Origin of the sequence: Agaribacterium sp. ZY112, from assembly GCF_041346925.1 — a bacterium.
In the GTDB taxonomy this organism is placed as follows: domain Bacteria; phylum Pseudomonadota; class Gammaproteobacteria; order Pseudomonadales; family Cellvibrionaceae; genus Agaribacterium.
In genome coordinates this window covers 526,511-552,148 of record NZ_CP166840.1, presented here as the reverse complement: position 1 = coordinate 552,148, position 25,638 = coordinate 526,511, and the positions used below count along the sequence as shown (strand labels likewise).

23 protein-coding genes are annotated in these 25,638 nt (G+C 43.3%); 12 read left to right on the top strand and 11 right to left on the bottom strand.

What is annotated here, in order from left to right:
* The first annotated feature begins 59 nt into the window (after window positions 1–59).
* The 7 genes from AB1S55_RS02455 to AB1S55_RS02425 all read left to right on the top strand — a co-directional run bounded on the left by AB1S55_RS02455 (window position 60) and on the right by AB1S55_RS02425 (window position 8,321).
* Window positions 60–3,326 (top strand): hypothetical protein, encoded by a 3,267-nt coding sequence (locus tag AB1S55_RS02455; protein WP_370980201.1) that lies wholly within the window; start codon window positions 60–62, stop codon window positions 3,324–3,326.
* A 162-nt stretch (window positions 3,327–3,488) separates the two neighbouring features.
* Window positions 3,489–3,806 (top strand): transposase, encoded by a 318-nt coding sequence (locus AB1S55_RS02450; RefSeq protein WP_370980200.1) that lies wholly within the window; start codon window positions 3,489–3,491, stop codon window positions 3,804–3,806.
* Between the two features lie 93 nt (window positions 3,807–3,899).
* On the top strand, window positions 3,900–4,673 hold the full coding sequence (locus tag AB1S55_RS02445; RefSeq protein ID WP_370980199.1) for an IS3 family transposase: 774 nt from the start codon (window positions 3,900–3,902) through the stop codon (window positions 4,671–4,673).
* 55 nt (window positions 4,674–4,728) lie between these two features.
* The gene (locus AB1S55_RS02440) at window positions 4,729–5,040 is read left to right on the top strand and encodes a hypothetical protein (RefSeq protein WP_370980198.1); all 312 of its coding nucleotides are present in this window, start codon (window positions 4,729–4,731) and stop codon (window positions 5,038–5,040) included.
* A 193-nt stretch (window positions 5,041–5,233) separates the two neighbouring features.
* Window positions 5,234–5,386, top strand: coding sequence for a hypothetical protein (locus tag AB1S55_RS02435; protein WP_370980197.1), 153 nt, complete (start codon window positions 5,234–5,236; stop codon window positions 5,384–5,386).
* A gap of 84 nt (window positions 5,387–5,470) precedes the next feature.
* Complete coding sequence (locus AB1S55_RS02430; protein WP_370980196.1) at window positions 5,471–5,740, top strand: IS3 family transposase; 270 nt, start codon at window positions 5,471–5,473, stop codon at window positions 5,738–5,740.
* A gap of 451 nt (window positions 5,741–6,191) precedes the next feature.
* Window positions 6,192–8,321 carry a hypothetical protein gene (locus AB1S55_RS02425; RefSeq protein ID WP_370980195.1) on the top strand — a complete coding sequence of 710 codons (2,130 nt, stop codon included), beginning with the start codon at window positions 6,192–6,194 and terminating at the stop codon, window positions 8,319–8,321.
* 59 nt (window positions 8,322–8,380) lie between these two features.
* Here the strand turns inward: AB1S55_RS02425 and proB are convergent, their stop codons facing one another.
* Window positions 8,381–9,514: a glutamate 5-kinase gene (gene proB / locus AB1S55_RS02420; RefSeq protein WP_370980194.1), complete on the bottom strand. Its 1,134-nt coding sequence runs from the start codon at window positions 9,512–9,514 to the stop codon at window positions 8,381–8,383.
* Window positions 9,515–9,531: 17 nt separating this feature from the next.
* Entirely contained in the window at window positions 9,532–11,007 is a 1,476-nt protein-coding gene (putP, locus tag AB1S55_RS02415) for a sodium/proline symporter PutP (protein ID WP_370980193.1), read from the bottom strand.
* Between the two features lie 358 nt (window positions 11,008–11,365).
* On the opposite strand from putP, the gene AB1S55_RS02410 reads away from it, so the two are divergent.
* Window positions 11,366–12,148, top strand: a complete 783-nt coding sequence (locus AB1S55_RS02410) for a DUF2986 domain-containing protein (RefSeq protein WP_370980192.1) — start codon at window positions 11,366–11,368, stop codon at window positions 12,146–12,148.
* A 52-nt stretch (window positions 12,149–12,200) separates the two neighbouring features.
* Here the strand turns inward: AB1S55_RS02410 and AB1S55_RS02405 are convergent, their stop codons facing one another.
* Complete coding sequence (locus tag AB1S55_RS02405; protein ID WP_370980191.1) at window positions 12,201–13,178, bottom strand: MDR family oxidoreductase; 978 nt, start codon at window positions 13,176–13,178, stop codon at window positions 12,201–12,203.
* A gap of 290 nt (window positions 13,179–13,468) precedes the next feature.
* Between AB1S55_RS02405 and AB1S55_RS02400 the strand changes: the two genes are divergently transcribed.
* Window positions 13,469–14,005 carry a GNAT family N-acetyltransferase gene (locus AB1S55_RS02400; protein ID WP_370980190.1) on the top strand — a complete coding sequence of 179 codons (537 nt, stop codon included), beginning with the start codon at window positions 13,469–13,471 and terminating at the stop codon, window positions 14,003–14,005.
* An 85-nt stretch (window positions 14,006–14,090) separates the two neighbouring features.
* Here AB1S55_RS02400 and AB1S55_RS02395 read toward each other — a convergent pair whose 3' ends face one another.
* The 5 genes from AB1S55_RS02395 to AB1S55_RS02375 form a co-directional block, all read right to left on the bottom strand.
* Window positions 14,091–15,461 (bottom strand): DUF1302 family protein, encoded by a 1,371-nt coding sequence (locus AB1S55_RS02395; RefSeq protein ID WP_370980189.1) that lies wholly within the window; start codon window positions 15,459–15,461, stop codon window positions 14,091–14,093.
* Window positions 15,461–16,255: an outer membrane lipoprotein-sorting protein gene (locus AB1S55_RS02390; RefSeq protein ID WP_370980188.1), complete on the bottom strand. Its 795-nt coding sequence runs from the start codon at window positions 16,253–16,255 to the stop codon at window positions 15,461–15,463. The genes AB1S55_RS02395 and AB1S55_RS02390 overlap by 1 nt, the downstream gene beginning before the upstream one ends.
* Window positions 16,255–18,657, bottom strand: a complete 2,403-nt coding sequence (locus tag AB1S55_RS02385; protein WP_370980187.1) for an RND family transporter — start codon at window positions 18,655–18,657, stop codon at window positions 16,255–16,257. The genes AB1S55_RS02390 and AB1S55_RS02385 overlap by 1 nt, the downstream gene beginning before the upstream one ends.
* Before the next feature lie 46 nt (window positions 18,658–18,703).
* Complete coding sequence (locus AB1S55_RS02380; RefSeq protein ID WP_370980186.1) at window positions 18,704–19,132, bottom strand: MarR family winged helix-turn-helix transcriptional regulator; 429 nt, start codon at window positions 19,130–19,132, stop codon at window positions 18,704–18,706.
* Between the two features lie 180 nt (window positions 19,133–19,312).
* Window positions 19,313–21,052 (bottom strand): DEAD/DEAH box helicase, encoded by a 1,740-nt coding sequence (locus tag AB1S55_RS02375; RefSeq protein ID WP_370980185.1) that lies wholly within the window; start codon window positions 21,050–21,052, stop codon window positions 19,313–19,315.
* Between the two features lie 215 nt (window positions 21,053–21,267).
* Between AB1S55_RS02375 and AB1S55_RS02370 the strand changes: the two genes are divergently transcribed.
* Window positions 21,268–21,717: a YaiI/YqxD family protein gene (locus AB1S55_RS02370; protein WP_370980184.1), complete on the top strand. Its 450-nt coding sequence runs from the start codon at window positions 21,268–21,270 to the stop codon at window positions 21,715–21,717.
* A 92-nt stretch (window positions 21,718–21,809) separates the two neighbouring features.
* Window positions 21,810–23,189, top strand: coding sequence for a hypothetical protein (locus AB1S55_RS02365; RefSeq protein ID WP_370980183.1), 1,380 nt, complete (start codon window positions 21,810–21,812; stop codon window positions 23,187–23,189).
* 12 nt (window positions 23,190–23,201) lie between these two features.
* On the opposite strand, the gene AB1S55_RS02360 is transcribed toward AB1S55_RS02365, so the two are convergent.
* The 3 genes from AB1S55_RS02360 to AB1S55_RS02350 all read right to left on the bottom strand — a co-directional run bounded on the left by AB1S55_RS02360 (window position 23,202) and on the right by AB1S55_RS02350 (window position 24,871).
* Window positions 23,202–23,363, bottom strand: coding sequence for a hypothetical protein (locus tag AB1S55_RS02360; protein ID WP_370980182.1), 162 nt, complete (start codon window positions 23,361–23,363; stop codon window positions 23,202–23,204).
* A 150-nt stretch (window positions 23,364–23,513) separates the two neighbouring features.
* Window positions 23,514–24,467 carry a cysteine synthase A gene (cysK, locus tag AB1S55_RS02355; RefSeq protein WP_370980181.1) on the bottom strand — a complete coding sequence of 318 codons (954 nt, stop codon included), beginning with the start codon at window positions 24,465–24,467 and terminating at the stop codon, window positions 23,514–23,516.
* A 194-nt stretch (window positions 24,468–24,661) separates the two neighbouring features.
* Window positions 24,662–24,871 (bottom strand): cold-shock protein, encoded by a 210-nt coding sequence (locus tag AB1S55_RS02350; RefSeq protein ID WP_370980180.1) that lies wholly within the window; start codon window positions 24,869–24,871, stop codon window positions 24,662–24,664.
* 393 nt (window positions 24,872–25,264) lie between these two features.
* Here AB1S55_RS02350 and AB1S55_RS02345 point away from each other — a divergent pair, with 393 nt between their 5' ends.
* On the top strand, window positions 25,265–25,600 hold the full coding sequence (locus tag AB1S55_RS02345) for a zinc ribbon domain-containing protein YjdM (RefSeq protein WP_370980179.1): 336 nt from the start codon (window positions 25,265–25,267) through the stop codon (window positions 25,598–25,600).
* The last annotated feature ends 38 nt before the right edge of the window (window positions 25,601–25,638 follow it).

Here is a 25,638-nt window from a genome sequence, read left to right as displayed (position 1 = left end):
GCAAGTCCGAGAAAACTAGATAATCTCAAGTTCGAGAAGCAATCAGAAATGGATCTTAGATGACAACCGACATAGAAAGCCGCCCGAAATTCTCACCAGGAGACTTTTTAAAAGCTAGACGGCCCGAGCGCTTTTCTGATTCGGTTAGAAAAGAGATCGGCAAGCTAGACCGCTCTGTATTGGAATACCAGCTGGCAACATTGAACAGAAGGAATTTGGAGCTTGCATTTGAAGACTTCGCTAAAAAGCTATGTGAGAAAGTAATATGTCCTAACCTGCTAGAACAAACAGGACCGGTTGCTGGTGGAGATGGAAAAGTAGATACACAAACCTTTCCTGTATCAGAGCAAACAAAAACACTTTGGTTTGTCGGCGTCAATGAAAACTCACACGAAGATAGATGGGCATTTGCGGTAAGTACTCAAGAAGACTGGAAGGCAAAATGTCGTAAAGATGTAAGAAATATTAGTGCGACTAATCGCGATTATAAGAAGGCCTTTTGTGTTACGAATATGTACACAAAAGCAAATCAGCGTAGTGATATAGAAGATTCATTAAAAGAAGAAACTGGAATTGATGTTAGAATCTTAGATATTTCTTGGATCATGGATCAAATATTCAGTAATGGCTACGAACAATTAGCTATTGACGCCCTATCTATTGATATTGATTGGCGTAGAGAAATTGAAGTTGGTTCTAATGACTACACAAAAACACTTAGGCTCCAAAAGCTCGAAAATGATATCAAGGATGAGGTCAATGCTAGTGAGATACTTTTACATCAATTGGACTGGTTACTAGAGGTAGCAATCCTATCGAAAGAGCTCGAAAAGCCAGTTGTTGAAACTAAAGGATTATTCGATAGAGCTATTGTCGCTTCTGAAAAATATGGCGGTTCATATCAGCAGTTTCATGCTCATTATCAATACGCTTGGGCGGTCTATTGGTGGTTTGAAGAGATCGAATTATTCCGGGAACAACTTCGATTTTGTGTCGACTTGGCAAAAAAAATTGGACAATCTGGGCAATGGGGCAGTGTAGTATCTTTGCTTGGTCTCTACTCAAGCCATAGTCGAAATTCAAAAAACGAAAACCTTACCGATTATGATTCACTGGTATCTGAAACAAAAAATATACTTGTTGCTCTGGCAGAAAAAGATGAAAGGCCTAGCAATGCGTTAATGTCTAAAGTATATATTGAATTGCTTAACCTACAATCTATCGAGTCTGTTGATCAAGCAACTGAGATATTTTCTTCATTGCTATCAATAGTAAAAGATGGTGAACTACTAGTCGGATTCTCTTTCAATGAGCTATACGATTTAATTACAGAGCTAGATAGCATATTTGGAGAGGTAGACAGCTATGAGCTTCTGCTTGATTTCTTTACTGAACAAACCTCCCGTCGAGACGGAGATACTAAAGGGGCTCTACTTTCATTAAGGCGAGGGGCAAGGCGTTTAGAGTCTGACGAGCCATATCAAGCAATAAAGCTTATTGGCAAATCACTTCTGGGGCTTTACAAAAAAGAAGCTAAGAAAGATCTATATGTAGCACTTAACCTTTTGTCAGAATGTTACCAGAAGGTTGATCTTCTTTGGGCTTCAAGAGCTAATCTATTGTTAGCAGCCTCTATTATTACAGATGAGTTTTGGAAGAGCGGAGATCTTCTTTCGGCTCAAGTCTACATATATATTCGCCTCTCAATAATTGAACTTAAGTTAGGCAGGATTAACTACGCTTTATCATGGTGGGAATTTGCATGCATCGTTGATACTAATCTTGAGGGCGCAATACTTACTGAAAAAGAGAACCAAAGAATTGATGCATATCTATCCCAGTGCATCCTCAATGCAGATATTGAAACCCTAAAATGTTTTTCAAAACTTCCTGACTTACTAGATAAATATCAACTATTTTCTAGCAGAGCAATTTTGTTGTATGCATTAGGCCATGAAGATATTGTTAAAGAAGAGTATGAGTTAAAGATTGATCAAGAATATATCGATTATTTAAAAATCGTTAGAGATACAGATTTAGGTGCATCAGTACCGATACTTATTAACTGTGATGTACGATATAGCACTATAGAAACGAGTGTCATGGGGGCATCAATTTCTGTTTCATTTCCGCTCCGAAGCCCGTTGGTTGAACTTGCTGAAACGCTACTCTCTGTCATAGAGGAGTTTTTCTCAACATGTATGGTTGATCAAGTATTTGTATATGAATCTCGCCTTGGTATTGAAATTACAGCCGATGACGATGATGAAATTGAGATATCACATGAAGTTGATGATGCAGGTGGAACTCTGAAAATGAGCGTTTTGTGTTCATCATTCACTCCTGATATGTTGAACGTATCTGGGCAGAAAATTATTCAAGACTGGCTACATGATTTCGCAATTGACGTATTTTCACGCATGGTTAGACCAAAAAATCCGGAGAGGACTCTGGATTCTATGCTTGGCGAAGACAGAGCTCTAGAACGTTCAGTATCATTTGGTGCATGCTTTGTGGGATTGCAAAACATAATGGGTAATGATGCTGTTAGTCGAATTAAGTCTCTTCTAAATGATGCAGAGTACAAAAGATACGAAATGCTCCGTACTCTGCCATGGGATTCTAGCTTTCCAAAGCCTATACCTACGTCCAAGCCATTGACCGATTTAAAGCCTGGTAAGGGAGAACCTCCAGAAGGGTTGATTGATAATGAAAGCTTGACCCATAAAGATATGAAGGTACAAGATCTTATTAAAATAAGGCTATGGGATAGAACAGTATGGTGCGGAACCGGATTTGCACTTTATCCTAATGGGGACATTGAATTAACTGTACTTTTTGAAGACGAACAAGCTGCAGCAGCTATCTTCGAAGACTTAGAAAAAGAAATTGGTAATGAAGACAGCGAAGATCGCTTAAGAATATCAATTATTAAAAATATAGACAAAAAAAATCCTGCGCATTACAGGGTTTGTATTAGTGAAAATTTCACCTTTGATTCGAACAAAACTTTTCAAATGATCGCCAGAAAAAATACAATGACTCCTTCGACATCCGTAAATCTTGATAGGTTTATATCTGCATTTAATGAACGAAAAAGCTACTTTTTGAGCTATGCAGTAGTTAAGAATGAAAGAATTGTAGAAAATTATTCAGCTAAGAAAAAATCAATCCGGAAGTATAGTATTAATGTTATAGAGGCATGGAAAATAGGGCCAAATGATATAGAGGTAATGGCCATTCATTCAGATGATGACCCACTAATTCCAGAAGGAGTAAGTAACCCTCCTATAATTGAGTCTCTAAAGCGTAAGTTTCGTCAATGAGGCCCTATAACAAGAAGCTGCAATCTGACTCCGCAACCTGTCGCTTGTTTTGCAAAAAGAACGCAAAACTAGCGCCAGATTACTACGCAGTTGAGCTTGGCGTTAGGTTCCCGAGTTACCCACGAAAAGTAGACACCTCATTCCCACCTAATGAGGTTAAAAATGACTAAGAAAACGAAGAACAAATACAACCATTACACCGAAAATTTTCGTCGCGAAGCTGTACGTAGATCGGAAGGCCCGGATACTTCCGCAGCTGAAGTAGCAAGAGAGTTGGGTATTCACCCTGGTCAAATTTATAAGTGGCGTCGACAATATAAGCGTTTATCCGATAAACAATTTAACAGTGTGAATGGTGTGGATTACTCGAAAACGGAAAGTGAAGAGGTTCGCGAGCTTAAACGTAAGCTAAAAGACCTTGAAGAAGAGAATGAATTCCTAAAAAAAGCGACGGCATACTTCAGCAAGCCAAATTGGTGAGGTATGTCTATATTGAATCACTTAGGGGGGAGTTTTCAGTCAAGAAAATGGTCAGGTGCTTGAAGGTCAGTCGATCTGGCTACTATAAATGGCGTGTCCGCCAACCTAGTTTCCAGCAGGAATATCGAGAGCTGGTTCGAAGCGCAATATGCGACACATTTTCAAGACTTAAGGCGCCGCTATGGCGCTCCTCGTTTGACGCTTGAGCTAAACGAAGCCGGTATTGCGTGCTCGGTTAATCATGTCGCTAAATTGATGCCTGAAGCGGGTTTAAAGGCAAGAAACGGTAAAAACTTCCGATATAGCCCTGATGGATCAAGCATCAACAACGTGTCGGCCAACATACTAAATCGCGACTTCACCGTATTAAGGCCTAATGAGAAGTGGGTTTCCGATATTACCTATATTCCGATTCAAGGGGGCCATGTTTACTTGGCGGTGATCATGGACTTGTTCTCAAGAAAAATTATAGGCTGGTCACTCGACAAAACAATGACGACACAATTGATTATGGACGCTCTGAATATGGCTACTGCGAGTCGTCAGTGTGAGCCTGATTTACTACTTCACTCCGATCAAGGAGTGCAATACCGCTCAAGCGAATACGTACTTGCTATGCATGACGCGAATATCACACCAAGTATGAGCCGCCGGGGAAGCTGTTGGGATAATGCAGCCATGGAGTCTTTCTTTTCTCGGTTGAAGGTCGAAGAAGTATTCGGTCGATCGTATCGAAATCTTAAACAGGTATATTCGAGGGTATTCGAATATATAGAAATGTTTTACAATCGAGTACGAAAACATTCAGCGATTGACTACGCTAGTCCCGCTGAATATGAACAATATTATTACGAAGAGTGCGCTTAATACGGTGTCTACTTCTTGTGTGTAAGACCAAATTTCAAATATTAGGACATGTGTTATGAAGGTAATATTTTTCGTATTTTTAATGGTTGCATCACTTGGAGTTAATTCTGCAGAAACTTATCTCGCTGGAGATGTAACGAGTATCACAAGTATCCCTCAGGGACTATTGTTAAGGATTAATGGTAATGAAAAGCCCAGTGGATGTACTCAATCTTCAGCTTGGATGCTAATTCCAGAAGAACGTAAAACGATGATATCTGTGGCGTTGGCTATGTATATGTCTGGAAATAGAAAAGCTGTTGTGTATATAAGTACTTCAGCGTCCGGTAGCTATTGCGTAATAAACCAATATGACCCTCAGCACTAATTCTAACAAAAAGTTAAACCTGACCTCGGAACCTAACCCGATAATGCACACACCTTCACTTAACTATGTGGAGGTGCCAAATGGCCAGGCGCCAACATTACAATTTCTACGATGATGATTTTAAGGCAGCCGCAGTTGCTTTAACCGAGATTCCCAGAGTGCTAGTGCTGAAGCGCTCGATATTCATGAGGTTATGCTTTACCGTTGGCGTATGGAAATGCGCCGAGGCCAACTCATGCCTAAGAAAAAAGATATTCAGATCGACCCAGAGCTTAAAGCGGAGCTAAAGCGCTTACGTAAGCTAGAGCGTGAACACAATACCTTCAGGAGGAGCGCACTCTTTTAAAAAAAGCCATCCAGCACTCTTTGCAACAAAAAAGAAATCTTCGAGTTCATCGAACTGAATCGTGATAAGCACTCTATATCACTGATGTGCCGCCTTTATGATGTCAGTCGAGATGGATTCAATTCTTGGCGACGGCGCGGTCCGAGCCTTCGTGAACAAGAAGATGCTGAACACCTCCGCCATGAAGGTTGTTACGGAAGCCCCCAAATAACACGCGAGATGCGTAAACTTGATGTACGCATTGGGCAAAAGCGTGTAGCGAGAATCATGCGAGACAACGGATTAAAGGCGCTCAAAGCTCGCATGTGCAGAACGGAACCTAACCCAATAATGCACACACCTTCACTTAACTAAGGCCCGTCATTTGGGGGCTGTGGGGCGATTCGATAACTTAGTTTTTGCTACGTACAGGCCATTCAGTTTTATTCCTATCGCCATACCTCCGCATTAAGCAGTCTGCCAATTACTATCTCGGTGTGTTTTCTAGTGCGGTCTTCATTATTGTGTGATGTTCGCACCCTAGCGGCGCTAAGCAATCAACGCCATATTTCATACACGTCATTTTGCTAGTTTTAGGCATGTAAGCTGGTCTCTCGTTAAGGATTAGCCTGATTTAGGGAGATTGTTCTTTTATAAAATGATTTGTAAGTGTATGAATAATAATAGGAAATAATAATTTTAGATTTAATTTATAAAGAATACAGTTTGTATTTTCCTCTTGCTATTTAAGCTCCGGCCCACTCAATTGTTTTTGTTTAAAGCGGCAAAAGCAAAGCTATACCAACTCACTATTAGGGCCGAGAATATGAACAAACATCATAAACCTCTTGTTTCACTCGCTGTATACCTGTCGTTCAGCAGTGCTGTTTCGTACGCGGATACGGACGTGGATGTGTATTTGAATACCGAGCATCGTGTCGGCGGTGTATCGGAATTTGATCGAAGCAAATTTGTTACTGTGCACTCATCTTTATTGGAGGGCGACTGGGATGGTGAAGATGATAAGCTTGATTATTTATTGAGCGATCTTGATGCGTATTTCGGAAGGGATAATGGTCACCTTCGGTATAATTTAGACCAGGCTGACGAAGATATGAATCGCGCAGGCTTTGTCGATCCTAACTGGATTGTTACGGAAGGGCAGCGCCAACGTACAGAAGTTTATGGTGAGCGTTTAGAGCGTTGGCATAAATACGATAATCGCCAAGACGTGATGATTGGAGGGCAGTGGTTTAATTATTGGTATGACACGTCTACATCCCCTGCTGAGGAAAGTGGAAAAAGCCCGTGGGCTATTTCTGGATCTAAAGCTTTGGGTGAATTTACAGCTAGCTATTTTAATGAGTTTTATCGTGATGATGATCAGCTTCCCAGTGAGGGATCTCCTAGGCCCAAGCTCTTTGAGGTGATTAATGAACCTATTCTTGAACTAACGATACGAGCGCCATTTAGAGGGGCTGAATCTGAGCCTCCTGAACGAATTTTTGAATTCCATAATGAGATTGCTGACGAAATTCGTTCACATGAAAGCGATATATTAGTTGGTGGTTATACTGCAGCTTTTCCGGTCTTTGATTTTAATGATTTCCAGGGATGGGAGTTTATGATGAAACCATTTGTTGATATTAGCGCAGAGAAAATGGATTTTTTCTCAATACATTTTTATGACTTTCATAATCGCTACGATATTAATTCCCAACCTCTTGAAGGAGAAGAAAATTTTAAAGGCAGTCGCTTAGAGGCTACTTTCGATATGGTTGAGCAATACAGTATGTTAGCGATAGGTGAAACTAAGCCCTATGTGATATCTGAATACGGTGGGCGCGATTCTATTGGAGAGTCCTCTGGAAGCTGGACACCTGAGCGAGACTGGCATTTGATGAAAGGGTTTAGCCCAATGATGCTGCAATTTATGGCTCGCCCTAATGATATATTAAAAGCTATCCCTTTTAGTTTAATGAAAGCAACTTGGTATCAAGACCCTGTTTCCCCCGGTACCCCTTATGACTGGCGTTTAATGCGACAAGCACATGAAATGCCGGGTGAAGAGGGGGACGATTGGGTTTTTACTGAGCTGATTAAATTTTATGAGCTTTGGTCTGATGTTAATGGTATTCGTGTCGAGACACAGGCAAGCGACCCTGATGTACTTGTGGACTCCTATGTTGATGACGATAAAAGTTACGTGATTTTGAATAACCTTAATTATGATCAAGAAGTAGTTAATCTAAGTGTAAAAGGTATAACACAAGATAATTTGAAAAGTATAAAAATCAAGAATTTATACTTGGATACTAATATAAATAAACCCGTCCTTAAAGAAAGCCAGTTGTCAGTATTACCAGAGCAGTTTGTATTAGAGCCTGAAGCAACGCTTATTGTTGAATACGAGACACATACTGCTATTGAGTTGTCAGATCGGATTGATGAAAAACAGTATTATGCAGACAAATATCTTCAGCCTATCGTGGCTGAAGGGGCGCTTGAGTTTAATATTGATGGTTTGCAGGTGGATATGTGGCGTGATGCAATATTAAGGTTAAGTTTTAGTCGTTCACATTCTTTATCTAAACAGCCATTAGTATCGATTAATGGAACTATGGTTGATGCCCCCCTTGAAATTGCTGGTGATGATCAAGTTAATCGCGCTGAATTTTTTGGCATGCTAGAGATACCTCTTGATGTAAGTTTACTGGCAGAGAGTAACCGCATTGCCATACAGTTTCCTGATGAGGGTGGCTATGTGACGAGTGTGACTTTACAAGGTTTCGAGTTAACAGATATCGCTAATAAGGAAGAGCCAGAAGACCTTGAAAGCCCTTCAGTGGAAATTGAAGAGGGTGCAGGGTCATTAGCTAAGGATGTTATCTTCGTTATGTTGCTCTTGTTTTCTTTAAGAGTATTAAAGCGCCGAATACTTAGTTTGCGTAAATAACTAATACTAGCCGGGCGCAATCTATGTGTGTTCGGCTAGTTTTAAATGTGTTGATAATATTACTTATTCTTGGTGTTTTTATTTTCTGTATTTTTATCCATAACTGAAATGTATTTTTCAGAAATAAGAGGTTCTTCTGTATCGTCTAATTGCTGAGATATGTGTTCATTATCTTGTGTAGCAACAAAGTTTAGTAGACAGCTGCTATAGTTGGTTTTTACTTTGGCAAGCTCTTCACCATTCTCTTTCTTCAGTAATACTACGTCGCCTACAGAGAATTCTCCTGTTACGTCAACAAGATCTTGAGGCACCAAAAGTTCTTCTTCTGATTCTGAATCGATAGCAAAGCTATCTTCAACAATGAGTTCACCCTGTTCTTTAGTGGTGTGTTTCATCCAGTGAGCACGATCCTGCATAGGTGAGCTATGAGGATGAAACCGAGTGCCAGGGTTTTCGCCTGCTAATAATTGGTTAAAGCTGTTTTCATTAAAACCATCAACAATATAGGTGTCGATACCGTGGCTGACGGCTTTTTCAGCAGCTTCGATTTTAGTTTTCATGCCACCAGTGCCAACACTGCTGGTTGCACCGCCAGCCATATTGTAAATACTTTGGTCGATTTCATAGACGTTTGGAATTAATTTGGCATCTTTTTCTTTGTGTGGATTGGCAGTGTAGAGGCCATTAATATCCGAGCAGATAATTAAGGCGTCCGCATTAGCTGCTGTTGCGACCATAGCTGCTAAATTATCGTTATCACCTACCTTTAATTTATCCGTTGTTACGGTATCGTTTTCATTAACGATGGGTAAGATACCGCCTTCAAGCAAGGCTTCAAGTGTGTCTCTTACACTGCAGTATCGGTATCTATTTCTTAAGTCTGCGTGAGTTAATAAAACTTGTGCAGTGCTAAAATCAAATAGCTTATCCCAGGTTGCCATCATTTCAGTTTGGCCCGCTGCAGCCATCGCTTTTTTGACAGTCATCGATGAGGTGTCGGCGTCTTTAAATAAGTGGGAGCCAGCAGCTACAGAGCCAGAGGAGACCAATACAGTTTGTATGCCTGATATACGGCAGCGCACGATGAAGTTCGCAATGCTTAATAAATACTGACGACTGCAGCCGTCACGGTTGGGAGCGATTAATGCGCTGCCAACTTTAATAACAATGCGTTTCCACTTACTAGTGGCCATGTGATTCTCCTGCCTGGCTAAGAGCTTGTTAGTTTTTTAATGCTTGCTTCAAACCAGGTAATGGCTTGTGTATCGGGCTGCTTGGTTTTTAAACTGACAACAATAATGGCTAAGGTGCTCGCTATGAAGCCAGGTAGCAACTCATAGAAGTAGCTATTAAGTGTTTTACCTTCAGCTAAGGGCACATAAGCCCAAATAATAACGGTCAGTGCACCAACTAATACTCCAGCTACAGCGCCACTGTGGCTGAGTTTTTTCCACCACAAACTAAGCAGTATTAATGGGCCAAAAGCCGCACCAAAACCCGCCCAAGCATTCGCTACTAGGCTAAGCACACTGCTGGTGCTGTCTAGTGCAATTAGTGATGCGACTACGGCGACGGCAATCACGCAGGTGCGGCTTGCGATTAATAGCTCTTTATCACTGGGTTGTTTATTGGTGTAACTTTTATAAATATCTTCGACCAGTGAACTAGATGAAACAAGCAGTTGTGAAGATATTGTGCTCATAATCGCCGCGAGTATTGCAGCTAAAAACCAACCGGCAATAAAAGGGTGGAATAAATGTTGAGATAAAAAGATAAAGATCGTTTCTGGATCTTTAATGTTTATTTGTGTCTGGGTGATATAGCTGGCCCCGACTAAGCCCGTTGCTAAAGCACCGGCTATGGAAATAATCATCCACGATAGACCAATTCTTCGCGCTTGTGGCAGCTCGGTATGAGATTTAATTGCCATAAAGCGCACAATAATATGCGGCTGGCCAAAGTAGCCTAAGCCCCATGTCATTAGGCTTAATGCGGTAATTAACTCTATATTACCCAAGCTTAAGTTTAGGGCGCCTGTAAAAGCCACTGCTTGTTGGCTGTCTAGCTGGGTAAAGCAAACAATAGGCACAGCGATCAAAGCTATCAGCATGATTAAGCCTTGAATAAAGTCTGTAAGGCTCACTGCTAAAAAACCACCTAAAACGGTGTATACAACTACCACAGCAACAGTTGCAGCAATGCCCCAGGCATAGTGAATGCCAAAGGCAGACTCAAATAGTTTTCCACCTGCAACAAGGCCTGATGCGGTATAGACGGTGAAAAATAAAATAATAATGATGGCCGAAATTAGGCGGATACTACCTTTGTCCAAGGCAAAGCGCTTAGAGAAAAATTCGGGGATGGTGAGTGCGTTATCTGCAAGCTCGGTGAATACTCTCAGGCGGGGTGCAACAAATTGATAATTGAGATAAGCGCCAAGAACTAAACCTGCGGCAAGCCAGATATTTTCGAGGCCGCTAACAAAAGCTGCGCCGGGCAGCCCCATTAACATCCAGCCACTCATATCGGAAGCACCAGCAGATAAAGCCGTGACCTTGGCACTTACTTTTCGGCCGCCTAGTAAGTATTCGCTGTTATCGGCGGTCGACTTTTTCATGGCGTAAACGCCAATGAAAATTAAGAGAGCAAAATATAGAAGGATGGAAATTGAGGTTAAATCGGGCATAGCTAGAGCACTGCATTTCACTTAATGTTGCTAAGCTTGAGCGTGCTGCTCTTGTTTGTTGGGCGTTCATAAGATCCGTAGGGATCAAGCGCGGGCCGTTGTTGTATGTGCTTACACATGGCTACGCATCGAACTAATCCCTAAAGTATATCACAATTACTGTCAACCTGATACGAAGCATTATTTTTGCCCTTTATTTGTGCGCTTGTTGTCATTTTTTGTGGCATGGCTTGTTGCTTGTCATTTATTTTAGAAGTGGGCTTCGGGGCTAGATGGCCACCATAAAGAACTTTAAACTGGCTCTAGCTATATTGGCTTAGCGCATATGAGTGGCCGTCTTATTTTTTTGGTAAAAACTATGAATCGTCGTAAAAAGGGAAATCAGATTTTGAAGGCTCGAGCAAAAAAGGCAAATGCCAAGTTGGCGCCTAAAAACAAGCCGCGTTATATCAGTAAAGCAGAGAGGGCTAAGTTGGCAGAGGAGGCCGCTAAGGACCCTAAACTTCAGTTTTCTATCAACGAAGACAAGCCGGCGGATTGGTTTGAGCCACTGTATGCAAAGGCCAATATTGATGGTGAAGGTGTTCCGTGGGCTAATATGAGCACCCAGCCTTTATTTAAGCACTGGTTAGAGGCTAATGAGCTGCAAGGCAAGGATAAAAGTGCCTTGGTCGTTGGTTGTGGTTTAGGGGATGATGCAATTGAGCTCGAGCAACGAGGTTTTAGCGTTACTGCTTTTGATGTGTCTGAAACAGCAATCAATCTATGTAAGAAGCGCTTTCCAGAGTCAAAAGTGGAGTTTATTCAGGCTGATTTACTTGCGGAATTAAGCCAGTGGCACAAAGCTTTTGACTTTGTCTTAGAGATTTACACTGTGCAGGCGCTGCCTCCTAAATATGAAGCGCAGCTCATTGATAATATTGCCGCTTTTGTAGCGGAAGGGGGGCATTTGTTGGTTATTGCTGAGGTCAGTAATGAGGAGCGTCAGTTTGAAAATGGCCCCCCTTGGTTGCTAACACCAGAGCATGTTGATGCGTTTTGTCATCGGGGCTTAAGTGTAGAGCAGCGACTGGACAATGATGGTGCTTTGGAGGCAAAGGCTGGCTCTTATATCACCTTGTTTAAAGCTCAAGCGCTGTAATCTACAGCGCTTGAGCTTTTATCTGTTCAAGTGAGTTTTAATACACCTACTATTAAGAGCTTAATTTGACTACAACACGGCCTTTGATTTTCCCCCCTAAGAGTTGTTCTGATTGCTCTATGCAGTCGTTAAGGCTGACTTCAGTCGTGATTTTCTCTAATAGCTCAGGCTCTATTTCTTGAGCCAAGGCCTGCCAAGCTTTAATGCGTTTGTCTTTCTTTTGGTAAACACTGTCGATACCTAAGAGGCTAATACCCCGTAAGATAAACGGTGCTACCGTGGCTGGGAAGTCCATGCCTTGTGCTAAACCACAAGCAGCTACTGCTCCGCCATAGTGTAAGGAGGCGCAAATATTTACCAGAGTATGGCTGCCTGCCACATCAATAGCGGCATGCCAGCGCTCTTTTTGCAGTGGCTTGGCTGCTTGGCTCAGCTCATTTCTGTCTATGATTTCGGCGGCGCCTAAGTCGAATAAAAATTGGCTATCGGCTATTTTTCCTGTTGAGGCAACAACATGGTAGCCGCGTTTGGCCAATATATAGGTCGCGATACTACCTACGCCACCACTGGCGCCGCTGACTAGGATTTTTTGCCCAACTTCAATGCCGTGCTCTTCTAATGCTTGAATGCAAAGCATGGCAGTATAACCTGCGGTGCCTAGGCTCATACTGTCTTTAGCCGAGATTCCTTGAGGAAGAGGGATTAAGGAATCCGCTTGAATACATGCCTGCTCAGCAAGTCCGCCGTCGCAGCGTTCACCTACGCCCCAGCCGTTTAATAGTACTGCGTCGTCTACTTGGTAGAGTTCACTTCTAGTTTCGGTGACTGTGCCGACAAGATCAATACCTGGCACCATCGGGTAGTTTTTAAGAATCGGGGCAGTGCCAGTAATGGCCAGAGCATCTTTGTAGTTAAGGGTCGAGTAGCTGATAGCAACACGCACTTCGTTTTCTTCAAGTTCACGCTCCTTTAAATTGACTAAGGCGCAAGACTTAGGCCCTTTTTGCTTAACTTGAATGGCTTTATACATGGTGAAGGTTCTCAGGCGAGGTGTATGAAAAGTTTACTTTAAAGCTAAGTTACGGCAGTTATTTGATTATGGGCAAGCTTGTTGTACCGCATGGCTGAATTTTTAATGAGCTTGCCAGTCATACTATTGATGGCGGTATATTAATTTAGCTTTAAAGTATTTGTATTGGTAGTGTCATTTCTGAAAAAGCTATTTTCTTATATGCTTGCTCGGTTTTAATTTTAATGTTGGCCAGTTTGCCATAAGCTGTGAGTTTATGGCCTGTTGCTTAGATTGGTGAAGGGGAGGATATGGAATTTAAGTCACATACTCACTTTAGTGTTGAAGAAATATCCAAAATATTTAGACGTAGTTTTTCAGACGCTGAGGGCGAGCAAGAGGGTGAGCAGGTAGCAAGCCTAGTCGGTGAGCTGATCGATACAAGCCCAGAGCAAGATATACGTGGTTTTGTAGCAGAGTATCAGACTAAACTGTTGGGCTCGATTTTTTTTACGCGCGTCGATTTCAACACAGACATAGAGGCGTTTATTTTATCACCTGTGGCGATATTAACAGAGGCTCAGGGGCAGGGTTTGGGCCAGGCTCTTATTAATCACGGTATTGCTCAATTAAGTAAAGAGGGGCTTGAGTTACTGCTGACTTATGGTGACCCAAGCTTTTATTCTAAAGTGGGTTTTCAACAGGTTTCTAGTCAGTTGATCAAAGCCCCGTTTCCTTTATCACAGCCAGAGGGCTGGTTGGCTCAAAATCTAAAAGGCCGAGCTTTAAAAGCTTTAGAGAATAAAGGCCAGTGTGTGAGTGCTTTAAGCAAGGCACACTATTGGTAATGTGCTTCTACTGCACAGGCCTATTATTAGTACGGCTTCCCTTTTGTGAGCGGATTGGCGCGTTGAGAGCTTAAGCGGAAAAAGTTTAAAAACTTAGCTCGGCTCCTGTAAGAATTCGATCGTTTTGGTCGTACTGGCCGTAAACACCTTCTGCAGGGCCGTAAAAGTAATCAGCAGCTAACCATAGCTTTAATTGGTCATTTACGCTGTAATCCATGCGTGGTCGAATTAAGCGATCTTGATCAGTATCATTATGCAAAAATAGTATTTCGGCACTTAAGACCTCATTAAGCCAACTTCGTCTCAGTAAAAGGCTGTAGTTCTTGTCTGTTTGCGCTTGGGCAATGCTACTATCAAAGTTATGAATATGCTTTTGAAATAACTGGGCACTGATTAAGCTGTCTTTAAAACCAAACCAGTCTAGTCCAATTACGTAGGCGGTTTCATCATTGTGGCTGACCCCTGTATTCGATTCAGTTACCCGAGCTTGGTAATGTTGATTTTTAGTGTAAGCGATTTCTGTCCGTATACTTAGGTCTTTAATAGCAGTGCTTGCGCTGGCGCCTATTACTTCGCTACGACTATACTTCGCTTGCACATCTATGTGGTATATATTTTCCTTTTTTATTATATGACTATAAAAAGCTGGTAGATCGTTGATCTGATTTATATAGTTAAGGCTTAGGTCCCAGCTTGCTATAAAGCTCGACCACTTCAGGGCAAAATCACTATCGCTAGTAGCACTATCGGGATACTGTGTTTTTTTCAGTATTAGCTCGCTATTTGGATGGGCTTGAAGAAATGCCTCGAGCTGAGGGTAGTAGCGAGGTGCGGTGATTTCATAACGCGCCTTATTTTCAGCACCTATCTTGGGTAAGCTATGTACGCTTGTATCGGGAATCCAAAGTAACTGAAGCTGATTGTTATTGAATTGGTATTCGTAATTTAATGTCCATGTTGGTATTCGGGATTCATCAAAGTCTTCTAAGATAAATTCGCTAAAACGTTGAGGGTTAATAATATCTAGCAGTTTTAATCCGTCGCTTTTTCCCCAGACTACCTGCTGTTTTCCTATCGTGACATAGTGCTTGCCTAAACCGTATTCTATATATAGCTCTCTAAGTTCTGCTTCGTAATTGTTTTTCCCCCATGGTCTGCTTATATCACTATAAGCATTTTTATCTGCGTAGTTCAGCCCAATGCCTTCAATGCCGTTATGCCTTAAGCGTAAACTAGTGAAGAATTTCATGTTTTTTAGTGGTTGGCTACCTAGCTCTTGTGTTAGTTGTAGTTGGCTTAGTTGTGGGCCAGACTGACCATGGGCGGTATTAATTGCTGCCCTATAGCTTAAGTGTGTTGCAGTTTCTAACTCTTTACTTGCTACCTGTTTTGATGGGAAAAGCGCAAAAGCAATTAAAATATATAAGTAGTCTTTTAAATTTCTTGCTTGAGGCATTAAATCCCCCTTCTCAAGCTGGTTTGAGTAAATAGATTCTTGTCGAGTGGGGCGCTGTAATTGACATCACTAAAAGTAAATACGGTTTGGTGCTTGGTTTTATGATTCTCTACTTCGATTTTGTGGGCGGTCCATATGTCGTCGACTTTGTAAATCTCTTTGAAATAAATGGTCTTAAGAAGATGTCCATTTATCCCCCACTGCGTCGATTTGATGACCATCCATATCTTATGGTCGACACAGTCTTCTCTTCGGCTTATTCCTAGTTCTTTTGCTATCTTCTTATTCTTTACCGTCGACTCAACAACAACACACTCTGTTCCGTTTATTGTATCTATACGCAGAGATTGTCTGTCGTAATCTAGCATAGACACGCGTGTTTCTAATTTTATTTCTTCGTAGGTAAAGTCGGTACCAAGAAAGTAGTCGCCTCTATCGGAGGCGGAGATACGCCGTACTCGCCTTGCTGCAGGAAGGTATAGCCATTGATCATCATCTTTATTAAGGTCGTTATAGTCGTAGGTTAAAAATGCTGTTCCTTTAATGTTGCTTGGGCTTAGGTAGAATATTGCCGTGTGTTTGTCTTCCCCTGAATATTGTCGAAAAGCGCGTGTCTCACGAGTTCGAGTTTTTCCGCGTTTGTCTGTCATGCTCATAGTTAATAAGCGTGAAACCGACTCCCCCTCATTGCGCGCATTAATGTTTTTAGCTATTTGGTCTCCACTGGGAAGTTCGCCAGATATTGCCGAGTGTGAGCATAAAAGAAATAAACTAGTTAGTAGGTACGCTTTCATTATTTAGCTCCCGTAGTAAGTGGTTTTTCGTTTTCTGATGCCGTATGTTTCTTATTAGCTATTTGGATAAAGCCGAGATGGGATGGTTTTAATAGTTTTACGAGTGCCGGTAGTACTGTCATGCTGCTGATAAAACTCACTAATACGGCAAATGCGATTAGAATGCCTAGTTTTGATAGGGGGGGCACATGGCTTAAACCAAGTACGCCAAAACCTACAAAAACGGCAAAGAAGTTAAATAATAACGCTCGCCCTGTACTGGGGTAGATCATAGCGAGCGCTTTATCGGGTTGAATGCCCTGCTCTTTAATTAGTAGCTTAATTCGGTCAAGCGTATGGATGGAGAAGTCGATGCCGATACCAAGGCCAATGGCAGCTGTCATTGTTGTGCCTACTGCTAAAGTGATTCCTGTAAAACCCATAAAGGCATAGATGGCGAGCGTAGATAGTAGAACTGGAACCAGTGCAAGGCTGCCCATTTGTATGGATCTAAAACTAAGGCATGCAAGCAACCATACTAAAGCCAGCGCAAATAAAACGCCCTTATAATGGCTGCCCAGTAAATTATTAAGCCATTCATAATCTACATAGATTCGACCCGATAAAGATGCTTTGATGTGCTCGTTGTTAAACTGTGTGTCTATATAGTGCTGTACATTTTCAACAACAGGTTTGAAATCTTGGTAGCGTCCAGAATTCAGTTGAGCTCTAATGAGTGCAAGTCGGTAGTCATAATCTATTTCTTCTTCAAATTCAGCTGGATCACCGTTGGCAGAGTAGAGTAAGAAGTACTGAGATATTAGTGTTTCATCGTTGGGAAGTGTATAAAAATCGTTTTTGTTCTCATTAAGAGAGCGGTGCATTTGTTTTAAATAATCCACAATCGATGTTGTGCCACCAACACCAGACTGCGTTTCTAAAAAAGCTTGTAGTGCCTCTATACGTTTTAGGTTTTCGGGTTTAAATAAGTCTTCGTTGTTGCTTGTTTCAATAACAATGTCTAGGTTGTTGCTTCCGTCCATGGCTTGATTTATGGCACTATCAGCTAGCGATATTTTTTCTGTGCTACGGAAGTTGTCAATCCATGATTCATTGACATCTAGCTGTAAGGCTCCCCAAATGCCAAAGGTAATAATTAAGGCCGCTAAACTAAGTACTACTTTTGTATGCTTAAGTACGCGGTTTCCTAGTGAGGCCATCAGTGTGGAAAAGTAATCGTGCTTTTCTTCGTTGTTTGATGGCGAAAACATGGGTGAGTTTTTTTTAATAAAAAGCATTTGCGTAGCAGGTACAACAATAAGAGAGAATATTCCGGCAACAGCTAAACCCAGCATGGAATACAAACCAAAGCTTTGCATGGGAGGCATATACGATGAGGCGTAAACCCCAAGAAAGCCAATCATGGAGGTTAAGGTTGTTAGTAGTACTGGGCGCCACATGCGGCTTAAGGCACGAACAACTAATTGCTGCTGGCTCCAGTTTGGGTGTTGTTTTTGTTGTTCATAATATTCACTGAGTATGTGGATAGAGTCTGCAACAGCAATACCCACTAACAAAATTGGCATGCTGGTGGTGATAACATAGATCGGGTCGCCCATGGCGGCCATCACGCCAATGGCGGATGTGGTGGAGGCGACAATAACAAGTGTGGGTAATACCACGCCTTGTAGGGTTCTAAATGCGGCTATGCAAAGTAAGGTGATAATGATCACGGATATGGGCACAAGGCGCGCTGCATCTGCATTTATATAACTCACTAGATAGCCAGAAACTGCGCCATCACCTGCCACATAGACTTGCTCAAAATCCTTAAGTGAGCTGTTTTCACTTAGTTCCAGTAGTTGCTCGTAAACAGCGGGTGCATCGTCTTCATTGAGCAACTCCGTTACGATCAGGGTCATGCTTTCATCGCGAGAAACAAGGCTGCCTACATAAAGAGGAAAGTCCATCACGCGCTTGCGTACGGCTTGAATACTTTCTTTGTCTGTTGGGGCATGTTCAAAAAAAGGGCTCACAACCATGCCTTCACTGTTGCCGTAAACGGCATCTTGGGTAGCAAGGCTGACCAAGCGCTCTGAGTCGAGTTCGGGCATTGCCTCCAGCTGATCTGTCAGCTGTTCGACAAGGGCGAGTGTGGAGGCGTTGAAAACACCATTTGGATGGTTGCTTTTTATGGCAATGACCATGGGGTCGTTTAAGCCAAAGGTTTTTTCTACTTTGTTTCGATAAAGCAGTGCCGGGCTGTCATCGGGTAAAAAAGATTCTGCACGAGGATCAATCCTTAATTGCAGGAAAAAACTAGCGCATAAAAGAATAAAAGCTAGGCCAGTAATAAGGTAGGTTTTGGGGCGTAGACTGATGCGATAGAAAAAACGCTCAGCTTGAGAAGAGGGTATATCCATAGTTCACCTATTTGTAGTGTATATACACTATGTGGGTGGTTAAAAATCAGCGCAAGGCTGTTTGCAGTTTTTCAGTTGAAAGATTTAAATTGTTTGTGGTGTCTTCACCTAAGTGCTCTGTGACCTTGTCTTGAGCTATTTTCCACAGAGGTTTAGCTTCATCTAATGTTTGTTTACCCGATGGGCTCAGGCTAGCAATACGGGCTCTGCCTTTTCCGCTTGTCATGTTGATCAGGCCGTCATTAAGCATGGGTTTTAAGTTTCTTGTCAGAGTAGTGCGCTCCATGTCTAAGGCTTTTGCGACTTCGGTAATAGAGCAGGCGCTCATGAGTTCTAGCGCAACGAGTAAAGTGAATTGCCCTGAGTTTATGCCGCAGGGTTTCAGAGCCTCATCGTAATGGCGGGTAATGAGCCTTGTGACACGGCGCAGTTGAGCGCATTTGCAGTTTTCTGCGATGTAATTGTTGTCAATCATGGTTTGTCCCACTCTGTTGTGTATATACACTATTTTGTTGGTATTACTTTGTCAAGCGAGCTGTTTGCTTTGAATGCGTTGTTTTAAGCATCGGGTTTAGAGTGGGGAGGAGGGGGTGTGAAAAAGAGTTAAAAAAGGCCTGAATATGCATTCAGGCCTTTGATAGTCTGCGCGTGTTAATTAATCACGTGCTTTAAACTTTTTACTCTTGCCACCTTTGCGAGGGCCGTCACCATCTTTCCAGCGCTTTTTAGGGCGTCCGTTACCGCCGCCACTGGGGCCATCATCTATGCTTAGGCGCATGGCGCGATTACACACTCGAGCATTTTGCAGTACTTTGAAGGTCTCATCGGGCATGCCTTTAGGTAGGTCTACCAAAGAGAAGTTATCAAACAACTTGATGTGGCCGATATGGTTAGAATCCATGTTGGCTTCATTGGCAATGGCACCAACAATATTGCCTGGGGTGATGCCATCCCGGCGACCAACAGCAATACGGTAGGTTTGCATATTGGAGTCACGCTCACGACGATCGCGGCCACGACCTTCTCGCTCGCCACGTTCACCGCGCTCACTGCGCTCACGACGTTTAGGCTCAGGGCGGTCTTCAAGTAAGAAAGGCTCACCGCCTTGACTTAAGCTGGCCATTGCTGCAGCGATATCTAAGGCGCTGAACTCGGTTTCACTTTGGAAGTCCGCGATCATTTGCTTGTAGAACTCAGTGTCTTGATTGCTAATGGTATCGCCGATTTTTTGCTTAAAGCGTGCAACACGCTGCTCATTGATCGCTTCGGTGCTAGGCAGTTGCATTTCTTCGATGCGCTTATTGGTAGCGCGTTCGATCTGGCGCAACATGCGAGTTTCACGACGCATAACAAACAAGATGGCATCACCACTTCGGCCGGCGCGACCAGTACGGCCAATACGATGCACATAGGCTTCAGTGTCGTAAGGAATGTCATAGTTGATGACGTGGCTGATGCGCGTGACATCCAAGCCTCGTGCAGCTACATCGGTGGCGATAAGAATGTCAATTTTACCGTTTTTAAGCTTATCAACTGTGCGCTCACGCAGGGCTTGGCTAATGTCGCCATTGAGTGCCGCGCTGGAATGACCACGCGCTTCTAGTTTTTCGGCTAGCTCTACCGTGGCTGTTTTAGTACGCACAAAGATGATCACTGCATCAAACTCTTCGGCTTCGAGTATGCGCGTTAAAGCGTCCATCTTGTTAATGCCGCCAACCTGCCAATAGCGCTGACGGATGGTGTCGGCAGTGGTGGTCTTTACTTCAATTTTGACGTGCACGGGATCTTGTAAGTAAGTGTTTGCTACCTTCTCGATTTCACGTGGCATAGTTGCGGAGAACAGGGCGATTTGTCTGTTCTCCGGTGTGTGGCTCATTACCCACTCAACGTCGTCGATAAAACCCATGCGCAACATTTCATCGGCTTCATCCAAAACTAGATGCTTCAGACCGTCTAGTTTGAGTGTGCCTTTGCGCATGTGATCCATTACTCGGCCTGGAGTGCCGACAACCACGTGAACACCACGCTTGAGGGCACGGATCTGGCCTTCGTAGCTTTGGCCGCCGTATACAGGAAGAATATGAAAGCCTTTAATGTAACGGGCATAACTTTGGAATGCTTCGGCTACTTGAATTGCAAGCTCACGAGTTGGGGCAAGCACTAGGACTTGAGGGCTTTTCTGCTTAAGGTCGACTTGTTGTAGGATTGGTAAGGCAAAGGCGGCGGTTTTACCAGTACCAGTTTGCGCTTGACCTAGAATGTCGCGCCCTTCAAGCAGCGGCGGTAAGCTTTGGGCTTGAATCGGGCTGGGTGTTTCATAGCCTACGTCGCTCAATGCTTTAAGGATGTGTTCGTTTAAACCCAGCTCTGTGAAGGTGGGGGTGGAATCGCTCATAGTTATTACCAGTAGGTGGGCCTTGGTCTGGCGGCGATCACATCACAAAGAACTGCATCGGGGGCCGCTAGGAGAAGCCGTACAAAGAAAAGGGTGCGAGATTATACAGATAGTGTAGGCTCTTGTCCGATTTTTGTTCAGTGGGCTTGGCATTGTTCGAATACTAGGGCTAAGCCTCGAAATGATTTCTTTGGTTACGATAAAGAGGAGCCGCTATGCGTATTTGGGTGGACGCGGATGCTTGTCCGCGCCCAGTAAAAGACATTCTATTTCGTGTTAGTGAGCGCACGGGTTTAGCCGTCATTCTGGTGGCTAATCACGCTTTACCGACTCCTGCATTGGCGACGGTCAGCTCTGTTCAGGTTGCCTCTGGTTTTGATGCGGCCGATAACTACATTGTTCAACATATTGAGGCGAACGACTTATTAATTAGTTCGGATATTCCACTGGCTGCTGAGGTCTTAGAAAAGGCGGCTTTTGTTCTGACGCCGCGAGGCGAGGCATATACGCTCGATAACATTAAAGCGCGCTTAACCATGCGTAATTTTATGGAAGAGATGCGTGCCAGTGGCGAGCACAGTGGCGGCCCTGCGCCGTTTTCGAATGCGGATAAAGCGCAGTTTGCGAATACGCTTGATCGCTTAATTGCCAAACGCCGACTTTAAGTGTCGCCAAATACGTTGCTTGCTGGCTTAGCCCCCCTTAAAGGAGTTAAAGTAGGCGGCTTGTTATTATTCTGTTTGTTTTGAGGTAGATCTTGTCTGACCAGCGTTCTCACGACTTGATGCACAAGTCGTATCAGGTGTTATTTCTGATTTATGCTCCTATTACCATGATATCCATTGCCTTAAAGGCTATGGGAGGCGCTAGTGTTTCCTTTTTATATAGCGTGGCTTTTTTTGCTGCGGTGATGTCTTTGTTGGTGATGTTGTTAATTGCCTTGATGATCTTGAGGCATAAAAAAAGGCTAAATTCAGAGCTTGAATCGAATCTCCCTTTTGTTATCCGCCATCAATTTATGGCGCTGTTTTTACCTATTGCCTTTGTTTCTATTCTTGTTTCTTCTTATCGACTTTATGACCAAAGAGCGCAAGCTGTTGAGCCTCTTGAGAACATTGTGGTGATGGTTCCGCTGACTGATGCGTTGGATAACCCAAGCCAAGAGCTTAGGCAGATAAAACAGTTTTTAGGCTCGTTTTTAGTTGATTACCCTGAAATAAGTAAAAATTATCGTATCGAGTTGTTAAATCATAAGCATCAATTTGACGATGCCTTGTTTGCGCAAGTACTTGAGAAAAGTAAGGCGGGTTCAAAATACATCGTCTGCACTTTTAGCGATGTGTGTAGTAAGTTGCTGGCGGCCCTACAGGCTTTACCTGAGGATGTGCCTAAGCCTATTGTTATTAATACCCTTGCTTCGAGTACGGCCCTGCCGATGCAGCCGAACTTCTCTTATCGCTTTTATCCGCGTTCCTTGGAATCGGTTCGGGCTTTAGCGGGTTATGGTACCCGATCGGGGGCAATGACGGCCTCGTTTGTCGCGGCCGATGATAATTTTGGGCGCAATGCGGTTGAAGAGTTTGGTCGCGCTTGGCGTTCTTTAGGTGGGACTCTTGATGAGGGGGTATATCTTAACCCTATTGGTGATGAAACCGTATTGAGCACCCGGGTGTTTGAGCGTTTCTCTGAGGCTGAAAAGATTCCCGATGTGATTTTTGTTTCTTTGCAGCAGCCTTTAAATAATATTCTTTCTGAGCTCTCTAAACGTACGAGCTTGCTTTTAGGTATGAGTTATCACAATGAAGCGGCTTTGGTTTTAGCAAATGGTGCGGGCGAGCATGCGAGTAATATTGTTATGTCTTATCCGGATTATCAGATTGCTCAACGAGAGCTACACAATACGACCGCTTTATTTCTGTATTTAACTTTAAATAAGCTGATTGAAACGGACATGCGTTTAAAGGCCTCGCCTGAGAGTGATTTTGATGCTCTGTGGTGGGAAGGTATTAAGCTGCCCTATCTCAATATTGAGCGCATAGAAAATGATGCGGCGATCGATGTGATTGCTCGGCCTTTGAATGAATCTATTTTTGCGATAGAACCCGAAAACAGAGCCAGTGTCTCTATCGCGCCATAGTTTGTCTACTGATTAGCTTTCTTGCTCTAGGGCATAGGCGAGAGATAGGCCTAGAGCTGTTCCCAAGGCTAGGCCTATGGTTATTTGGGTGAATAGGCTACCAATTAAGGCGCCGCCAATAATACAGATGAAAGGGCTGGCTTTGTGTACGAGAGAGCTGTGTTTCTTAAGCATTCCGTGCTTCCTTTATTATTTGTCTGTTGTTTTAGTTTTTGTTGCGTTTTTTTATAGCTGCTTTCTTATAAGATAGAAAAGAACAGAGTAATCGGCAAACGACTTCCTATAGTTTGCCGAGCTTTTTTTACATTTTATGTATTCTAAGTACTATTGCTGAGCTAACCACTCGTCGTCAGAGTCTTCGCTGATGTCTGCAAATAGTGGGGTGCTTAAGTAACGCTCACCGGTGTCTGGAAGCATAACCAGTAGGCTGCTATTGGCGGGGGCCTTCTCGGCTACTTTTAAAGCAGCGGCTAAGGTTGCACCGGAACTGATACCACAAAAAATGCCTTCTTTAGTGGCGAGTTCTTTGGCTGTGGCGATGGCATCGTCATCACTAACGGTGACAATTTGATCGGCTATTTCTTTGTTGAGTACCTTGGGCACAAAGTTGGGTGTCCAGCCTTGAACCTTGTGTGGTGACCATTCTTTACCGTTGAGCATCGCTGCATTTTCTGGTTCTGCGGCAATCACTTTTAATTCTGGGCGGGCGACTTTTAGTACTTCACCTGTACCGGTAATGGTGCCACCTGTTCCCCAGCCACTGACAAAATAATCAAGTTTGTGGCCGGCAAAGGCGCGCAGTATTTCTGGAGCCGTAGTATTGCGGTGGTATTCTGGATTGGCGTCGTTTTCAAATTGACGAGCTAAAAACCAACCGTGTTTTTGGGCCAGCTCTTCGGCGTATTCCACCATGTAATTGGCTTTTTTGGCAGCGGGAGTCAGGATCACTTTTGCTCCAAGCGCTTTCATCAGCTTGCGACGTTCAACCGAAAAGGTCTCAACCATGGTGGCAACAAAGGGGTAGCCTTTTGCGGCACAAACCATTGCCAGTGCAATGCCAGTGTTACCTGAAGTTGCTTCGACAACGGTTTGGCCGGGCTTGAGTTCGCCGCGGCGTTCGGCATCTTCAATAATGGCAATGGCTAGGCGGTCTTTTACTGATGCCATGGGGTTGAATGACTCAACTTTTACAAAGATGTTTTGATTGGCTGGGCCAATATGGTTGAGCTTGACCACGGGGGTGTTGCCAATGGTTTCGAGAATAGTGTTGTAAATCATGCTGCTGTCCTAAGCTGGGTGTTGGCTCGGTTAATGTCGAGTTATACAAAGTGCCTAAGTGTACACAGCTTGTTATTAAAACAAAGGTTTGCGGCGTCGAAGTCAACGGATTGGTGGAAAGGCTTGAATTTAGGGTATAAAAAAAGGGTCTTACCGAAGTAAGCCCCTTTTTACAGTGCTATAAGCTGTTGGGCTTATAGAGCTGTGATGTTCTCAGCTTGAGGACCTTTCTGGCCTTGAGTTACGGTGAACTCAACAGCTTGGCCTTCAGCAAGGGTTTTGAAGCCGTCACCAACGATAGCGCTGAAGTGAGCGAAAACGTCTGGACCAGACTCCTGCTCGATGAAACCAAAACCTTTAGATTCGTTGAACCACTTAACGGTGCCTTTAACGGTGTTAGACATAATAATATCTCGATTTTAAAAAATTAGTTTTGCCTCTAATGAGACGGGTTGGCTTGAAAAAATGTAGACTCAAACAGATCGTGCAGGACGAGGTATTACAAAGAAAACAGCGCAATGTAGGATGTAAATGGTAACGTTCTTTCTAGCTGGCTTGATACTAGCCGTGGCCCAGTGAAATGTCCAGCGCTATTGTGTATTTATTATTAGGTATTTCTCCCTTTCGAGTGCTGCTGGCAGCTCTATATCAAGTATTGTCATCTTAGGGCTCAATTTTCTTGTTTAAGCATCATTCGAACAGCCTTGCTTGTAGATATTAAGGTCGAATTACTCAACAATGGCGGCCTTTATAGTAGCTGAATAAGCAGCGCCTACTTTGATAGTTGAGATTGTTCCATGAGTGATACCTTCCCCCCTTGTCCGCAGTGTTCATCTGAATATAGCTACCATGATGGCACATTATTGGTTTGCCCTGAGTGCGGACATGAATGGCATGCTGGAGAAGAGGTTGAGCCCGAGCTGTCTTTAAAGGATGCGGTGGGCAATACCATTGTTGAGGGCGACAGGGTGACCTTAGTTAAAGACTTAAAGGTCAAAGGCTCTTCGACCGTTCTTAAGGTGGGTACTAAGGCTGTCATTAAACGCATTGTTGATGGCGATCATGATATTGACTGTAAGGTCGATGGTGCAGGCCCAATGATGCTGAAATCCAGTGTTGTTAAAAAGGCTTAATACCCACTACTTTAGGGGCGTTGAGCTTGGATTGAAAC

Bases quoted from the DNA above. Each gene is read 5' to 3' on its own strand.
- proB (WP_370980194.1), bottom strand. From the start codon at position 9,514: ATGGCCACTAGTAAGTGGAAACGCATTGTTATTAAAGTTGGCAGCGCA.
- AB1S55_RS02435 (WP_370980197.1), top strand. From the start codon at position 5,234: ATGCTTTACCGTTGGCGTATGGAAATGCGCCGAGGCCAACTCATGCCT.
- AB1S55_RS02450 (WP_370980200.1), top strand. From the start codon at position 3,489: ATGACTAAGAAAACGAAGAACAAATACAACCATTACACCGAAAATTTT.
- AB1S55_RS02360 (WP_370980182.1), bottom strand. From the start codon at position 23,363: ATGCTTAAGAAACACAGCTCTCTCGTACACAAAGCCAGCCCTTTCATC.
- AB1S55_RS02410 (WP_370980192.1), top strand. From the start codon at position 11,366: ATGAATCGTCGTAAAAAGGGAAATCAGATTTTGAAGGCTCGAGCAAAA.
- putP (WP_370980193.1), bottom strand. From the start codon at position 11,007: ATGCCCGATTTAACCTCAATTTCCATCCTTCTATATTTTGCTCTCTTA.
- AB1S55_RS02380 (WP_370980186.1), bottom strand. From the start codon at position 19,132: ATGATTGACAACAATTACATCGCAGAAAACTGCAAATGCGCTCAACTG.
- AB1S55_RS02405 (WP_370980191.1), bottom strand. From the start codon at position 13,178: ATGTATAAAGCCATTCAAGTTAAGCAAAAAGGGCCTAAGTCTTGCGCC.
- AB1S55_RS02455 (WP_370980201.1), top strand. From the start codon at position 60: ATGACAACCGACATAGAAAGCCGCCCGAAATTCTCACCAGGAGACTTT.
- AB1S55_RS02400 (WP_370980190.1), top strand. From the start codon at position 13,469: ATGGAATTTAAGTCACATACTCACTTTAGTGTTGAAGAAATATCCAAA.
- AB1S55_RS02375 (WP_370980185.1), bottom strand. From the start codon at position 21,052: ATGAGCGATTCCACCCCCACCTTCACAGAGCTGGGTTTAAACGAACAC.
- cysK (WP_370980181.1), bottom strand. From the start codon at position 24,467: ATGATTTACAACACTATTCTCGAAACCATTGGCAACACCCCCGTGGTC.
- AB1S55_RS02370 (WP_370980184.1), top strand. From the start codon at position 21,268: ATGCGTATTTGGGTGGACGCGGATGCTTGTCCGCGCCCAGTAAAAGAC.
- AB1S55_RS02425 (WP_370980195.1), top strand. From the start codon at position 6,192: ATGAACAAACATCATAAACCTCTTGTTTCACTCGCTGTATACCTGTCG.
- AB1S55_RS02395 (WP_370980189.1), bottom strand. From the start codon at position 15,461: ATGCCTCAAGCAAGAAATTTAAAAGACTACTTATATATTTTAATTGCT.
- AB1S55_RS02385 (WP_370980187.1), bottom strand. From the start codon at position 18,657: ATGGATATACCCTCTTCTCAAGCTGAGCGTTTTTTCTATCGCATCAGT.
- AB1S55_RS02345 (WP_370980179.1), top strand. From the start codon at position 25,265: ATGAGTGATACCTTCCCCCCTTGTCCGCAGTGTTCATCTGAATATAGC.
- AB1S55_RS02390 (WP_370980188.1), bottom strand. From the start codon at position 16,255: ATGAAAGCGTACCTACTAACTAGTTTATTTCTTTTATGCTCACACTCG.
- AB1S55_RS02350 (WP_370980180.1), bottom strand. From the start codon at position 24,871: ATGTCTAACACCGTTAAAGGCACCGTTAAGTGGTTCAACGAATCTAAA.
- AB1S55_RS02440 (WP_370980198.1), top strand. From the start codon at position 4,729: ATGAAGGTAATATTTTTCGTATTTTTAATGGTTGCATCACTTGGAGTT.
- AB1S55_RS02430 (WP_370980196.1), top strand. From the start codon at position 5,471: ATGTGCCGCCTTTATGATGTCAGTCGAGATGGATTCAATTCTTGGCGA.